The organism is Bacteroidales bacterium (genome assembly GCA_016709865.1).
Lineage (GTDB): Bacteria > Bacteroidota > Bacteroidia > Bacteroidales > VadinHA17 > LD21.
Genome location: JADJLX010000005.1, coordinates 1,416,443 through 1,431,421 on the forward strand (window position 1 = coordinate 1,416,443; position 14,979 = coordinate 1,431,421).

The window sequence follows — 14,979 nt, forward strand, 5'->3', positions numbered from 1 at the left end:
GAACTTTAAACTTTAAACTCTTAACTCTAAACTTCTTCCATATGTTTATCCCACAAAGTTATTCTCTGGCAATAATCCTCTGCATAGTCACAATGTTATGCTGGGGTTCATGGGGCAACACCCAGAAACTTGCAGGCAAATCCTGGCGTTTCGAATTGTTTTACTGGGACTATGTACTTGGTATACTTCTTTTTGCGATTCTCCTGGGACTGACACTTGGAAGCTCAGGTGAAAGCGGAAGAGGGTTTATTGAGGACATGAGACAGGCGGAGACCAAAAACATCCTTAATGCCATGGCAGGTGGTGTAATATTTAATGCTTCCAATATTCTGCTTGTTGCCGCTATGGCGATTGCAGGTATGGCCGTGGCATTCCCTGTTGGTGTCGGTATAGCATTGGCGCTGGGTGTTATTATCAATTATATTTTTGCACCGCAGGGCAATGGTACCTGGCTATTTGGCGGAGTTGCTCTGATAGTTGCAGCTATCATAATTGATGCAATTGCCTATAAGAAACACAGTTCATCGCTGCAGAAAGTCTCAGGTAAGGGAATAATTCTCTCAGTTTCTGCCGGTGTTTTGATGGCTCTTTTCTACCGTTTCGTTGCAAGTTCCATGGTAACCAGTTTTGAAGTTCCCGAAGCCGGAAAACTTACACCATATTCAGCAATCTTCTTTTTCGCAATTGGAGTTGTGGTCAGTAATTTCCTGTTCAATTATATCATTATGAAACGCCCGTTTGACGGAGCCCCTCTCTCATTCAGTGATTATAAGGCCGGAAATTTAAAAGTACATCTTACAGGTATACTTGGAGGTGTAATCTGGAACATAGGAATGTCGATGAGCATTATCGCATCGGGAAAAGCAGGATTTGCGATTTCATACGGACTTGGTCAGGGGGCAACGCTTATTGCAGCTTTATGGGGTGTCTTTATCTGGAAAGAATTCAAGGGAGCTTCAAAATCTGTCAACAACCTTATTTTTCTGATGTTCCTTGCTTATCTGGCAGGACTTGCACTATTGGTATATGCAGGCACTTAATTCCTGATTTCATTTTACAGCAGAGGACGCAAAGTTAAAACGCAGAGAACCGCAGAGTAATATTCTGGTTTTCTCTGCGGCTCTCTGCTTTTTCTCGGCTCATCTCTGCGGTTAATATTTTCTTATAAAAGATCCTTTTCAAAGGCCTCCTTATCGAATTTATACTTATTACCAAGAAACTCAATGATCTTGGATGTGTCAGAATAGGCATTTCCGAGACAGGTTGAAGCCCCTGGTGAAGGGGTAATATTGAAAATGATATTATCACCGCTCAGCTTGGCCTCTCCCATCTCCAGTTTTCTTGTTGTGTTGTTTACAATCTGGGGCCGGGTACCTCCAATGCCCTTAGCATATTTCAGCTCATCAAGCTTAAGGGATGGTACTATCTTTCTTACCTCTTTGATAAACAAACGCTTACCGATATATGGCAGATCATAAAGAAAATTCATAAATATGTAACTGAAGAGCACCCTGTCAAAGATGATCTTCAATAAACTGATAATCGGATTTATCCCTAATCCAAATGTTTTCCAGTATTCGGTGAAAGTTGACATATTATGTCTTTCGAGCTGGAATATTGGCTTTGCTGTTGGTCCAAACCTTGTAACATGCTCACTGTGAACCTCAGGGTCGCCGTGAATTGCTGCAAAAGGAAGTTTAGGTACCTGTATTGTATATACTTTACCGTTAAGTACTTTAGGAGCTGTGTAAAAACTTCCGGCCATTGATAAAACAGCAAGGTTCTTTCCATAACCAAGCGACTTTGCAATCATGAGACTATGACCTCCTGCTGCTATTACAACAACTTTAGCATGAAGCTCCCCTTTGCTTGTAAGTACAGTGTAAAAGTCACCGGTTTTTGCAATCTTCAGAAGTTTTGTATCAAGCTGAATATCAAGTAATGGATTATTTCTCAGAGCATTATCGACAAAAGAATGACAAAGTCTTTTAAAATCAACGGTATAGCCATCTTCAGTCACCAGGGCCAGGATCTCCTGATTTGGATCTCTGCCTTCCAGTACACGCGGTTCTATTTTCCCTATTTCTTCTCTTTCAATCATTTTCAATTTTGGAAAGAGCTCACTAAAAGGAGGATACCTCTTTTTCAGTTCCTGAACCTGCCCTGCCCCTACAGCAAGAACCATTTTCGAGTACTTGCTGAATAATTTCTTATCACCAGTCTCTCCTTTTCCATTCTCAAGATATTTCATCACCATATCAGCCATACGCTTAACACTCCTGGCTTTTTCAATTGAGTAATTGGTCTCAATATCACCGAAATGAAGAGTCTGACTGTTGTTATATGACGCTGAGTTTACTAAACCAAAATCGGAATATTTTTCTATGAGTTTGATATTCTTAATATCAGTGTATTTGCTTAAGGTATAAAGAAGGGCTGTTCCCACAACACCTCCTCCTACAATAAGCACCTCAAATTCAGGAGTTTTCTGGTTCATATCTGTTACCTCATATTTAGTGGAATATATGGATGCTCACCGTAAACGTTTTTAAACGCAGGACGAATAATCCTTTTTGCAGAGAAAGTAAGTTCTTCTATTCTGTGAGCACACCATCCTGATACTCTACCGATTGCAAACAATGGAGTGTAAAGTTCCTTTGAAATATCGAGACATGCATAGACGAAACCAGAATAAAAGTCAACATTTATACAAACAACTTTTGTTGATTTTTCTCCTTTAAAAACTCTGAATACTTCCGGAGTAAGTCTTTCAACAAGTGAATAAAGTTCAAATTCCGCTAGTCTTCCTTTTTCAATGGCAAGTTCCCTGGCTTTGGCTTTTAAAATAGCAGCCCTTGGATCGGAAATAGTATATACTGCATGACCAATTCCATAAATCTTACCGGAAAAGTCATTAGCTTTTTTATTTAGAATCTTAAGCAGGTGCTCTGTTACCTCTTTCTCGCTTGTCCAATCTTTAACATGAACCTTCATGTCTTCCATCATTTCAAGTACTCTCACATTTGCGCCCCCGTGCAATGGCCCTTTCAACGATCCGATAGCAGATGTAATGGCAGAGTAAATATCAGTTTCAGAAGAACTTGTGACTCTTAAGGTAAATGTGGAGTTATTTCCGCCACCGTGCTCGGCATGCAAAACAAGAAGAAGATCGAGAAGATCAGCTTCCAGTTTTGAATAGCCTTTACAATCACCTTTAATAAGATAAAGAAAGTTTTCAGCAGTACTAAGATTAGGCTGAGGATGTCTTATTGACAACGTCTTTCCTTTATACAAATGTCTTAATGCCTGGTATGAATAAGCAACAATCGTCGGAAATTTGGCAATCATGCTTAATGATTGTTTGATCATATTATCAAGAGCGATGCTGTCGGGTTTCTCATCAAGCGTGTATAATCCAAGAACTGACCTGGCAAGAATATTAAGTACATCCTTGCCTTTCATCGACAATATCATATCTTTTGTAAAATCATCTGGCAAGGTTCGCAGGGTTGCCAGATGAGCTGAAAACTCACTCAGTTCTTCCTTATTTGGCAAATGTCCGGTGAGCAAAAGGAAAACCGTTTCTTCAAATCCATGACGGTCCTCCTTCTGAAATCCCTGAGTAATGTCCTCTATATCAATTCCTCTGTATAATAGCCTTCCGGGAATTGCCACAACTTTTCCGCCTTCTTTCTTATAACCAACAACATTGCCGATGTTAGTCAGTCCAACAAGAACACCTGTCCCATCCTGGTTCCTTAATCCGCGTTTGACCTCGTATTCTTCAAACAGTTTATTGTCTATGTTGCATGATTCCTTTACCGAGGTTTCTAGTTTTGAGAAGAAAGTTGTGTTGCTCATATGATTGGGGGTTTAAATATTTTACTTAAGGTTAGCAATTATTGCATCACCAAATTCTGATGTTTTAAGAAGTGTGGCGTTCTCCATAAGTCTGTGAAAATCATATGTGACTTTCTTATTATGAATAGCACCTTCAAGACCGGCATAGATACTTTCTGAAACCTCATCCCAGCCCATATATTCGAACATAAGTGCTCCTGAAAGGATCACGGATCCGGGATTAACTTTATCCTGATCAGCATACTTTGGTGCAGTTCCGTGAGTGGCTTCAAATATTGCATGACCAGTTTCGTAATTAATATTGGCACCCGGTGCTATTCCGATCCCGCCCACTATTGCGGCCAGAGCATCTGAGATATAGTCTCCGTTAAGATTCAGTGTGGCTATTACAGAATATTCAGCCGGACGAGTCAGAATCTGCTGCAGGAATGCATCAGCAATAACATCTTTGATTATCACTTTCCCGTCAGCTTCTGCCTGCCTGAGCATCTTATCAGCAACCTCGGCACCCTGAGTATCTGAAATTTTCTTATGCTGAGCCCAGGTAAAAACATCTTTCCCAAACTCTCTCTCGGCAAGCGCATATCCCCACTTCATGAAAGAGCCTTCAGTATATTTCATTATGTTTCCTTTATGAACCAGTGTAACTGAAGGAAGCTTTTTCTCAACGGCATACTTAACTGCCTGACGAACAAGCCTCTCAGTTCCTTCCACAGATACTGGTTTAATTGCAATAGATGAGGTATTGGGGAATCTGATCTTTTTAATACCCATATCTTCTATAAGAAATTTCTTCAGTTTTTCAGTCTCGGCTAACCCATGCATGAATTCAATTCCGGCATAAATATCTTCTGTGTTTTCCCTGAAGATATGCATATTAACATTTTCAGGATGCTTTACCGGACTTGGTACACCTTTGAAATATCTGACGGGACGATAGCAGGTATAAAGATCAAGGATCTGACGTAAAGCAACATTCAGAGATCTCATCCCTTCTCCTACCGGAGTTGTGAGAGGTCCTTTTATGCCTACCAGGTATTCCCTGAAAGCTGCAAGAGTCTCTTCTGGCATCCAGTTGCCCGTCAGCTTAAATGCTTTCTCGCCGGCAAGAACCTCTTTCCATTCAACTTTTCTTTTTCCGTTATAGGCTTTTTTTACTGCGGCATCAAAAACCCTTACTGAAGCGTTCCAGATATCGCGACCGGTCCCATCACCTTCAATAAAAGGTATTATCGGATTTTCCGGAACAATCAGTTTACCATTTGTAAGTTTAATTTTTTCTGGTATCATAATTTTATATTTTACCACAAAGGCTCACAAAGTTTATCACTAAGGGCTCTAAGGAAAATCCTTAGACTTTTTGACCTTTGTGTTACTTCGTGTATACCTTTGTGTTCTTTGTGGTTAAAAAATTCATTTACTTAATATCCTATTTATTTGCTTTTCTAATCAGATTCAATGCACTGCCGGCTTTAAACCATTCTATCTGAGCCTCATTATATGAATGATTAGCCATAATAGTATCTTTTTTACCATCGGAATGATTCAGTACAACAGTTACCTGTTTGCCCGGTGCAATATTCTTAATATCAACTATATCAATCTTGTCATTTTCCAGGATCTTCAAATAATCAGCTTTATCTGCAAATGTCAGAGTGAGGACGCCCTGCTTTTTAAGATTTGTCTCATGGATCCTTGCGAATGATTTCACAATTACCGCTTTAACATTAAGATATCTCGGCTCCATAGCTGCATGCTCACGTGAAGATCCCTCTCCGAAGTTCTCCTCTCCGGCAACTACAGATCCTATACCGGCTTCCTTGTATGCTCTTGCAACTGCAGGGACAGGTTCATATTTACCTGTGAGCTGATTGAGCACAGAGTTGGTTTTTTCATTGAAGGAGTTAAGAGCTCCTATCATGTAGTTGTTTGAAATATTCTCCAGGTGTCCCCTGTATTTAAGCCAGAACCCAGCCATAGAAATGTGATCGGTAGTACATTTTCCTTTAGCTTTAATAAGAAGAGGGAGACCTTTAAAATCCTTACCGTCCCACTCCCTGAACGGATCGAGGATCTGCAACCTGTCTGAATCAGGAGAGATACTGATTTCACTCTTTTTGCCTTCTTTTTCCGGCTTCTGATAACCGCTGTCGACTGCTCCAAAACCTCTGGGAGGTAATTCTATACCTTCCGGTTCAGATAACTTAACCTCCTTGCCTTCAGTATTGAGGAGAGTATCAGTAAGCGGATTAAATGTCAGCTTCCCTGAGATAGCTATTGCAGTAACAATTTCAGGTGAAGCAACAAAGGCATAGGTGTTTGGATTGCCGTCGGTACGTTTTGCGAAGTTTCTGTTAAAGGAATGAATAACAGTATTTACCAGGTTCTTATCGGCATCTTTCCGGTCCCACTGACCAATGCATGGTCCGCAGGCATTTGCAAAAATCTCTCCGCCGATCTTCTCAAATATATCCAGATAACCATCACGTTCAGCAATGAAACGGATCTGTTCAGAACCAGGTGTAACTTTGAACTCAGACTTTGTTTTAAGTTTCAGCTTAACTGCGTTCTTTGCTACTGATGCAGCACGTGAGATATCTTCGTACGAAGAATTGGTACATGATCCTATAAGTCCGACTTCAACATTTTCAGGCCATTTATTAAGTATGGCAGCGCTTTTCATCTGTGAAATCGGAGTTGCAAGATCGGGTGTAAAAGGTCCGTTTATATAAGGCTCAAGTTCCGAAAGGTTGATCTCGATGAATTTATCATAGAATTTTGCAGGATCAGCAAGAATCTCACTGTCAGAAGTCAGATGCTGCCTGTTTGATTGAGCCATATCAGCAACCTCTTTTCTGCCTGTGGCTGTGAGATAACGCGACATAGCATCATCATAACCGAATATTGAGCAGGTAGCTCCTATCTCCGCACCCATATTGCATATAGTTGCCTTTCCTGTACATGAAATAGATTCTGCTCCCTCACCAAAATACTCAACTACACATCCGGTTCCTCCGCTTACAGTGAGCAATCCGGCAACCTTTAGAATTATATCTTTAGGGGATGTCCAGCCATTAAGTTTACCGGTAAGCTTTATACCGATCACCTTTGGCATTTTCAGTTCCCATCCCATGCCGGTCATAACATCAACTGCATCAGCTCCCCCAACTCCTATGGCGACCATTCCAAGTCCACCCGCATTAGGTGTATGCGAGTCAGTTCCAATCATCATTCCTCCGGGGAAAGCATAATTCTCGAGAATAATCTGGTGGATTATTCCAGCGCCAGGCCTCCAGAAACCGATTTCATACTTATTACAGACAGAACTCAAAAAATCATAGACCTCCTTGTTCGTGTATACTGCTGTCTTCATATCTGCAGCAGCACCCTCCTTGGCCATAATCAAATGATCACAATGCACAGAAGCCGGAACCGAAGATTGATCTTTTCCTGCCATCATGAACTGAAGCAGAGCCATTTGTGCTGTTGCATCCTGCATCGCAACCCTGTCGGGTGCAAAATCAACATAATCAGTCCCTCTTTTAAAGGAATCTGTAATTTTTCTATTGAAGAGATGGGTGTAAAGTATTTTCTCACTGAGAGTTAATGGTCTTCCTAATACTTTTCTTGTCTGAGAAATACGTCCCGGCATTTCCCTGTAAAAAGACCTGATCATTTCAATATCGAATATCATATAGTGTTATTTTATTAACAGTTTATTTCCTAACCTGACCATTCCCTTCAATGATCCACTTATATGTAGTCAATGCCTCTAATGCCATTGGACCTCGTGCGTGTAATTTTTGGGTCGATATTCCTATTTCTGCTCCTAGTCCGAACTCTGCTCCATCGGTAAAAGCTGTGGAAGCGTTAGCATAAACTGATGAAGCATCAACCTGAGTATAAAACAATCGAATGCGCTCTTTGTTCTCTGAAATAATTGCTTCGCTGTGTTTTGATCCGAATTTGTTAATGTGGAACAATGCTTCATCAAATGATGCGACAGTTTTAACAGCCATTTTGTACGACAAAAACTCTGTTCCGAAAGATTCCTCATCTGCTTTCTGAAGCAAAGGAGCGGGATACTTTCCATTTAATTCTTCAAAAGCTTTCTCATCAGCATATACAACAACATTTTTTGCCTGGCAGAGACCAATAAGATATTCAAGATCTTTCAATCTGCTTTCATGGACTATCAGGCAATCAAGGGCATTACATACGCTCACACGACGGGTTTTTGCATTGAAAATAATCTGACGTCCCTTATCACGATCACCTGAATCGTCAAAGTAAGTGTGACAGATTCCGGCTCCTGTTTCAATAACCGGGATACCTGAATTTTCGCGAACATAATCGATCAATCCCCTGCTCCCTCGTGGAATTATAAGATCAACATAATCCCGGGCGTTAAGAAGCTGAACTGTCTCTTCCCTGCCTGAAGGCAGAAGAGTTAATATGTTCCTGTCAATTCCATTTCGTTCAAGGACATCTGAAATAACCTTCACAATTGCCTTGTTCGAATTAATCGCTTCACTTCCACCTTTTAAAATGCACGCATTACCCGACTTAAAGCAGAGAGAGAATACATCAAACGTTACGTTAGGACGTGATTCATAAATAATACCGATAACACCAAAAGGCACTGATATTCTTGATATTATTAGTCCATTAGGTCTTGTACAATTCGATAGTATCTTACCCAGAGGTGACCCAAGGGAAGCAACATTCCTTATGTCTGAAGCAATTCCTTCAATCCTCTGCGGATTCAGTAACAAACGGTCGTAATTCGGATCACCTGCATCTAGCTTATCAGCATCTTTTTTGTTCTCACCAAGAATGAACTCACTATTTGAAGTTGCAGCATCAGCAATCTGCAGCAGGATATCATTAACCAGCTCAGGTTCCATAATACTGAGGCTCCTGCCGGCAATAACTGCATTTTTAAAAAGTGATGTGCAATCCATTCTGTCTGAGTCAAATTCTTAAATCATTATACTTCATATTCCCTTTTTTGTGGTGCTGGTTACTTGTTGCTGGGTACTGGGTTATTGTCAGTCATAACTAGCACCCAGTACCTAGCACCTAGCACCTCTTTTCATTAATCACCATATAATCACAGTGAATAAACGGTTTCGAAAGCTTTTCTCCTATATTCTGTTCAGCTTTCTTTGAGTCGAATTGACATTTTCCGAGTCCTATATTTACACCGTCCTCATCAATAATACTCACAATATCACCACTCTTAAATGATCCTTTAACAGCAGTGATTCCGATCATAAGGAGGCTAGTGGCTTTTTCCCCGAGTAATGCTTCCCGGGCACCAGTATTTATTACAACTGCCCCCTTTGCAAATGTATCGGAATGCGATAGCCACTTCCTGACACTTGTCTCCTTTTTATTTTCAGCTACAATGTGTGTAAAAGGTACATCCTTCCCTCGTACTATATCAGTAATTATTGCATCTCGTGTTCCGTTTGCAATAAAGACATCAATACCCTGAGCCGCAACTTTTCTTGCTATTGAATATTTTGTTGACATACCGCCTCTGCCAAACCCCGATTTGACATTCGATATATACTTCTCAGGATTTTCTGAATCCTTTTCAATTTTTGTAATAAGTTCCGAACCGGGTTTGCCGGGTATTCCGTTATAAATGCCATCGACATTTGAAAGAATTATCAGCGACCGGCAATCCATCATTGAAGAAATAAGTCCCGACAACTCGTCATTATCGGTAAACATCAGCTCATTTATAGAGATTGTATCATTTTCATTTACAATAGGAAGCACACCGTTCTCGAGCATTGCAGAAATACAGTTTTTCATATTGAGATAATGTCTCCTGTCCCTGAAACTCTCTTTGGCAGCCAATAGCTGACCGGCTCTGATACCATATTTACCAAACAGGAACTGATAACTCGACATCAGCTTAACCTGACCTATTGCTGCCCAGACCTGTTTGGCTGCAATAACATTTGTTTTTTTTGAAGGAATAAGCTCTCCTCTGCCTGCAGCAACTGCACCGGATGAAATAAGGATAACTTCAATCCCCTGCTTATATAAAACAGCAACATCCTCGACGATCCTGAGAATTCTTCTTTCGTTGAGAGAGCCATCACTTTGGGTAATAACATTACTGCCAACCTTTATTGTGATTCTGTTAAACTCGGTAATTCCTTTTTTCAATTTATTATTAATTACGCCCTAATAAATATAATTTGTCGCAAAAATAATAGAAATAGTGAATATATTATAGTTAAATCGAATTATTCAGGACATCTGTACAAACAGAGTAATGAACATTTTCCTTATTAATCGTATTAAAAAACAGGATTAAGTTCGTTGGACAAGATATAATTGATTGTTAAACAGAAGCAAAAATATGACTTTTATCATATATTCGTACTATTCAACAGGCATCAGGATTGGAATAAATTTTTAATATTACCCGTACCTTTTTTGTAGTATCCCTCTATTGCAGTATTCAGGTTCATTAAAATTTTGGAGGTCTCATAGGAATTAGTGAAGAGATACATAAGTCTTTCAGCAATCTGGTTACCCTGAGACTGCTCTATTTCGAAAACCCAGTCATTCAATCCCAGATCATAATACATCTGACCTTTAATTGTATCTTCTGGCTGACGCAGATAAAAAGCAGGAGTGCTGTTTCTTAGGGCTATTATCGGAGAATGGCATTCAAAACTCAATACCGCAAATGCCTTTGCATACACAGAGGCTGCCTCATCTGGAAACCAATAGCCTCTTTTCAGTACAAAAGGTTTAACATCATCCGGCAGAGGATCGATAATCAGCTCATCCATGATATCTACCTGGTAGGTCATTTCCGGACAAACAAGGACTTTATTACCGGTTTTGCGAACCCAGGTGATGATAGCCTCCCTTAGTTTTGAGTGATCCTCTTCCTTCTTTGAATTATTCAGATCATCAATAGCCCTAATCTGATCAGGCGAGTAGGAAGCAGGATTAATTTTGTAATAGGGAGTCTTACGAAGACGCGGAATAACACAAATAAACTTTCTCTCTTCAAGTAACTGATCATTGAGGAAAGCAGAGGCTTTCTCATCATTTCTGAGATTAAGATAAAATGTAGCATCAGGAACAAAGAACTGTGCTTTTGCTTGAATACCATTCTCGTTCAATACCTTTAGTGATGCTGTCTCCCTGGTATAAATAAAAGAGGCTTTTCTAAGTAGTTCCGCAAGACTTTTGTCTATTGTCTGAATTGTAGTGCCGAAAATCCCGAATGGTTTGCCGGTTGACTTAACCCAGGCCTCAAGATTTGTCTTTCCGACCACCGATGGACCCGAACCATGTATCATAAGATCCGACTCAGCAAATGCACCTTTAACATCCTCTGAGTCAACACTGCTGTCAGGATTTACGTTACCATGAATAATCCTCACCTTCGGGAAGTTTCTCTTAAGCAATTCTTCAACTTCAGCACTATAGCTCCTTTTCCAAAGTATAATCCTCGATTCAGGCAAGAATGTTTCAAGAACATTCAGCAAACCCGGAGTATGTGCTATATCACCAATATTTATATCCTGCCAGCCTGAGACCAGAAGTATAGTCTTTGGAGGTTTTGATGAACATGAAAAACTAAAGAGGTTATTCAGCAGGATCCCTGATACGATCGTTCCTGATTTCTTAAGCCACTCTTTTCTTGAAATTGAATAGTTTCTATTTATTTTCACCATAAATCATTTCTTTCGGTCAATTGTTTCACGCGGAATCACACCAACCCGGTTAGCCCATTTTTCGTATTCACCAATCATTTTTCTGGTTCGTTCCTGTTCACTAATGGAAAGATCATTCAATTCTGTTCTGTCCTTTGCAAGATTATACAATTCCCATTGTTTAAACTTTTTAGCTGAATTATCATATGCTGAAACCAGTTTCCAGTCTCCATCCCGTATGGCCCTGTTGCCTTCATGCTCCCAGAACAGGGGATTGGATCTGTTTAGTTTTTTCCCTTTCAACAGTGGCATTAAAGAAACACCTTCCATGGGCTGGATTTTAATTCCATTAAAACTCTCAGGGTATTTTCCACCGGCCAGTTCGATAAAAGTGGGCATAATATCTATAATGTGACCCGTCTGTGCCACAATTTTTCCCTCACTTACAGTTCCCGGCAAACAGGCAATAAAAGGAGAAGCAATTCCCCCTTCATGAACCCAGTGTTTGAACATCCGGAAAGGTGTATTAGAAACATTGGCCCACGGAATTTCAATCGCGTCAAAGGAATCCTCGGTTCCTGTCTCTCCGTTTGCTTTCAGAAAACTCTTCTGTGTTCTTGTGTTTTCATGACACCCTCCATTATCTGCAAGAAATACAATAAGGGTGTTTTCAATCTGATTCTCTTGTGTTAAATAATTAACAACACGGCCTATATTCTGATCCATTCTGTCTATCATTGCTGCATAGACTGCCATTCTAAGATCCCATGCAACTTTTTCTTCCTGTGAAAGGCTCTCCCACTCTGGTGATGCCGCATCTTTTGGCGAAAGATTAACTGAAGAATCAAGAATTCCCATTTTTATCATTCTCTGGTATCGATCCTTCCTGATTGCATCCCAGCCTTTCATATATTTTCCCCTGTATTTTTCAATATCCTCAGGAAGCGCATGAAGAGGCCAGTGGGGGGCTGTAAAGGGAAGATAAAGGAAAAATGGTTTCCCGTTTTCTTTCTCTTCTTTTAAAAATGAGATTGCATAACCGGCAATTGCATCTGTAAAATAAAAACCTGTATCGGGAGGGTAAAAATCCTTATTATCGAGCATCCACCTTACAGGAGCCATATTTTGACGGTAAGCTATCGGTTTATAATAACTACCTGCACCGTCGATAAGACCGAAATACCTGTCGAATCCTCTTTTAAGCGGATGTACCTCAGGCTTTCCGCCTACGTGCCATTTGCCCGACATGTAGGTATTGTATCCGTTTAGCTTCATTGCCTCAGCGAGTGTAACACACTCACTGTTAAGATAACCCTGGTATGAAGGATAACCAAGATCGTTCACCATATCTCCTACACCAGTCTGATGCTGATAAAGTCCGGTTAAGAGAGAAGCTCTTGTCGGACAACATCTGGAGGCATTGTAAAACTGTGTGATTCTGACACCCTTTTCAGCAAGTCTGTCGAGATTAGGTGTTTTAATCTCAGACCCGAAACATCCGATATCAGAATAACCCATATCATCCGCCATTATCAGGATTATATTGGGTTTCCTTAATGCCTGTGAAGCATTTAATTGATTATGAGGTAATCCGGCTACTCCCAGTAAAGGAAGCGTTACTGCAATACAAAGAGGTTTCATAATACCGGTATTCAGATTCTTATTAGTCTTATTGCTTTTATTATGCCAGCTTCATTGTTCTTTTTCTGCTGAAGCTTTACTACAAACTGTTCCGGTCCGGGTTTGAGTGTTACTGTTCCAACTTTCATCCACGACCATGTTCTTTCAACTGATTCGCTGCGCTTCACATAATCACGTTCCGGAAGTACTGCAGATTCGTATGCCACATCAATTGTAAACGGGATTGATGAGGTCGAAGTCCTGAAAAGCATCTTACTCCCTGTCTCACTTTCCTGGCAGCCATATTGTAATTCAACATTGTACTTACCGCCGGTATCAATATTGAGCTTCCAGAAAATAGAATCTCCATTTTCGCTCCACATTTCTGTGTGCGACTGATTGGGATGAATGCTCGAATATTTAATTTTTCCTGAAAGAGTAGCATCCTGAACCGGCAGTTTGAAACTCTTCTCATTGGGAAATCCTGCATTAATAGTAGTTACCGGTTTATATTTCGTAACCAGTTCATTCTCCCATTTAGTAAGCGCTGAAAGAAGAGTATTTGCTACTTCTTTTTGCTGTTTGAAAATATTTTTCTTCTGGAATGGATCTGAAATCATATCAAAAAGCAGGGTATCTTTAACAGACCTCACAAGACGATACTTATCATTCCTTACAGATCCGCTGCACATCTGAAGTACAGCATTGCCCTGTCTCGAAAAGACATACCTGTCGAATTGCTTTTTCTTCCCATTGACAATTCCTGACAAATCTATTCCATCTATGTGATTTACCGGACTATACTGAATATTGCATAATCCAAGAAGAGTTGGCATAATATCTATGTCCTGGGCAAGTTGACCTGTGATACCGCTTTTTATTTTTCCGGGCCAGGAAATATAAAACGGAGTCCTGACTCCTCCCTCATCAACCGATCCCTTTATTCCTTTCATATCACCGTTGTACCTTTTTGTGTTCGGGCCGTTATCGGAAAAGAAGATAACAATTGTGTTCTCCCTGATTTTAAGTTCGTCAAGTTTTTCAAGTATCCGGCTGATATTATCGTCCATGTTTTCAACCATACCATAAACTGACGATAGGGTAGAATCTATGCCGAGGGAATTGTATTTATTGAAATACTTTTCCGGAACCTGGAACGGTGAATGCGGCACATTATAAGGTACATAGCATAAGAAAGGATTATCTTTGTTTTTCTCAATGAAATTCAAGGCCTTACCGGTAAAATAATCGCTTGCATAACCATCTGATTTCACTTCAGTGTCGTTATTCATATAATATGCATCGAAGTAATATCCCAGATGCCCTACCATAAAGCCAACATACTCATCAAACCCCTGTCTGTTAGGATGTTGCTGATAATAACCCCCATTATGCCATTTGCCGAAACACCCTGTTGCATAACCATTCTCCTTAAGGATCTCAGCAATAGTAACCTCACCTGTTCTCATATTCTCAAGACCTCTTGTGACAGATGAGACACCAGTTCTCAAAAAATATCTGCCGGTAAGCATTTCCGATCTTGTCGGAGCACTAAGCGGACAAACATAAAACCTGTCAAAGCTCAGGCTCTGTTTTGCAAGGGCATTAATTGCAGGTGTTGAAACTATATTATTGCCATTGAGGTTCAGATCACCCCATCCCATATCGTCAGCAAGAAAAATTACAATATTAGGTTTTAATTTTGCCTGTGCCCCTGAACATACGGTTAATGACAGAGCAATTCCAGACATAAAAAGGGGGAGTTTCAATTTACTGTTTTTCATGACTTAAAGTTTTTACC

At 40.2% G+C, this 14,979-nt stretch carries 10 protein-coding genes; 1 reads left to right on the forward strand and 9 read right to left on the reverse strand.

The features are described from left to right. Positions 1 to 41 precede the first annotated feature (41 nt). Positions 42 to 1,040 carry a multidrug DMT transporter permease gene (locus IPJ16_14450; GenBank protein ID MBK7628374.1) on the forward strand — a complete coding sequence of 333 codons (999 nt, stop codon included), beginning with the start codon at positions 42 to 44 and terminating at the stop codon, positions 1,038 to 1,040. Between the two features lie 122 nt (positions 1,041 to 1,162). Here the strand turns inward: IPJ16_14450 and IPJ16_14455 are convergent, their stop codons facing one another. From IPJ16_14455 to IPJ16_14495, 9 genes are all read right to left on the reverse strand, one after another. Continuing rightward, a complete protein-coding gene (locus IPJ16_14455) occupies positions 1,163 to 2,497 on the reverse strand; it encodes an FAD-dependent oxidoreductase (protein MBK7628375.1) in 1,335 nt (444 codons plus the stop codon). Between the two features lie 5 nt (positions 2,498 to 2,502). After that, on the reverse strand, positions 2,503 to 3,861 hold the full coding sequence (locus IPJ16_14460) for a citrate synthase (GenBank protein ID MBK7628376.1): 1,359 nt from the start codon (positions 3,859 to 3,861) through the stop codon (positions 2,503 to 2,505). Positions 3,862 to 3,882: 21 nt separating this feature from the next. Then, complete coding sequence (icd, locus tag IPJ16_14465; GenBank protein ID MBK7628377.1) at positions 3,883 to 5,151, reverse strand: NADP-dependent isocitrate dehydrogenase; 1,269 nt, start codon at positions 5,149 to 5,151, stop codon at positions 3,883 to 3,885. Positions 5,152 to 5,290: 139 nt separating this feature from the next. Next, positions 5,291 to 7,555, reverse strand: coding sequence for an aconitate hydratase (locus IPJ16_14470; protein ID MBK7628378.1), 2,265 nt, complete (start codon positions 7,553 to 7,555; stop codon positions 5,291 to 5,293). Between the two features lie 22 nt (positions 7,556 to 7,577). Continuing rightward, positions 7,578 to 8,825: a glutamate-5-semialdehyde dehydrogenase gene (locus IPJ16_14475; protein MBK7628379.1), complete on the reverse strand. Its 1,248-nt coding sequence runs from the start codon at positions 8,823 to 8,825 to the stop codon at positions 7,578 to 7,580. Between the two features lie 118 nt (positions 8,826 to 8,943). Then, a complete protein-coding gene (proB, locus tag IPJ16_14480) occupies positions 8,944 to 10,047 on the reverse strand; it encodes a glutamate 5-kinase (protein MBK7628380.1) in 1,104 nt (367 codons plus the stop codon). Between the two features lie 233 nt (positions 10,048 to 10,280). After that, positions 10,281 to 11,579 carry a polysaccharide pyruvyl transferase family protein gene (locus tag IPJ16_14485; GenBank protein ID MBK7628381.1) on the reverse strand — a complete coding sequence of 433 codons (1,299 nt, stop codon included), beginning with the start codon at positions 11,577 to 11,579 and terminating at the stop codon, positions 10,281 to 10,283. Between the two features lie 3 nt (positions 11,580 to 11,582). After that, positions 11,583 to 13,199 carry an arylsulfatase gene (locus tag IPJ16_14490; GenBank protein MBK7628382.1) on the reverse strand — a complete coding sequence of 539 codons (1,617 nt, stop codon included), beginning with the start codon at positions 13,197 to 13,199 and terminating at the stop codon, positions 11,583 to 11,585. A gap of 11 nt (positions 13,200 to 13,210) precedes the next feature. Then, positions 13,211 to 14,962, reverse strand: coding sequence for an arylsulfatase (locus tag IPJ16_14495; protein MBK7628383.1), 1,752 nt, complete (start codon positions 14,960 to 14,962; stop codon positions 13,211 to 13,213). Positions 14,963 to 14,979: the final 17 nt, after the last annotated feature.

Excerpts from the sequence above, each read along its gene's own strand:
- IPJ16_14485 (MBK7628381.1), bottom strand. The coding sequence starts at position 11,579 with ATGGTGAAAATAAATAGAAACTATTCAATTTCAAGAAAAGAGTGGCTT.
- IPJ16_14460 (MBK7628376.1), bottom strand. The coding sequence starts at position 3,861 with ATGAGCAACACAACTTTCTTCTCAAAACTAGAAACCTCGGTAAAGGAA.
- IPJ16_14470 (MBK7628378.1), bottom strand. The coding sequence starts at position 7,555 with ATGATATTCGATATTGAAATGATCAGGTCTTTTTACAGGGAAATGCCG.
- IPJ16_14455 (MBK7628375.1), bottom strand. The coding sequence starts at position 2,497 with ATGAACCAGAAAACTCCTGAATTTGAGGTGCTTATTGTAGGAGGAGGT.
- IPJ16_14490 (MBK7628382.1), bottom strand. The coding sequence starts at position 13,199 with ATGAAACCTCTTTGTATTGCAGTAACGCTTCCTTTACTGGGAGTAGCC.
- icd (MBK7628377.1), bottom strand. The coding sequence starts at position 5,151 with ATGATACCAGAAAAAATTAAACTTACAAATGGTAAACTGATTGTTCCG.
- IPJ16_14475 (MBK7628379.1), bottom strand. The coding sequence starts at position 8,825 with ATGGATTGCACATCACTTTTTAAAAATGCAGTTATTGCCGGCAGGAGC.
- IPJ16_14450 (MBK7628374.1), top strand. The coding sequence starts at position 42 with ATGTTTATCCCACAAAGTTATTCTCTGGCAATAATCCTCTGCATAGTC.
- IPJ16_14495 (MBK7628383.1), bottom strand. The coding sequence starts at position 14,962 with ATGAAAAACAGTAAATTGAAACTCCCCCTTTTTATGTCTGGAATTGCT.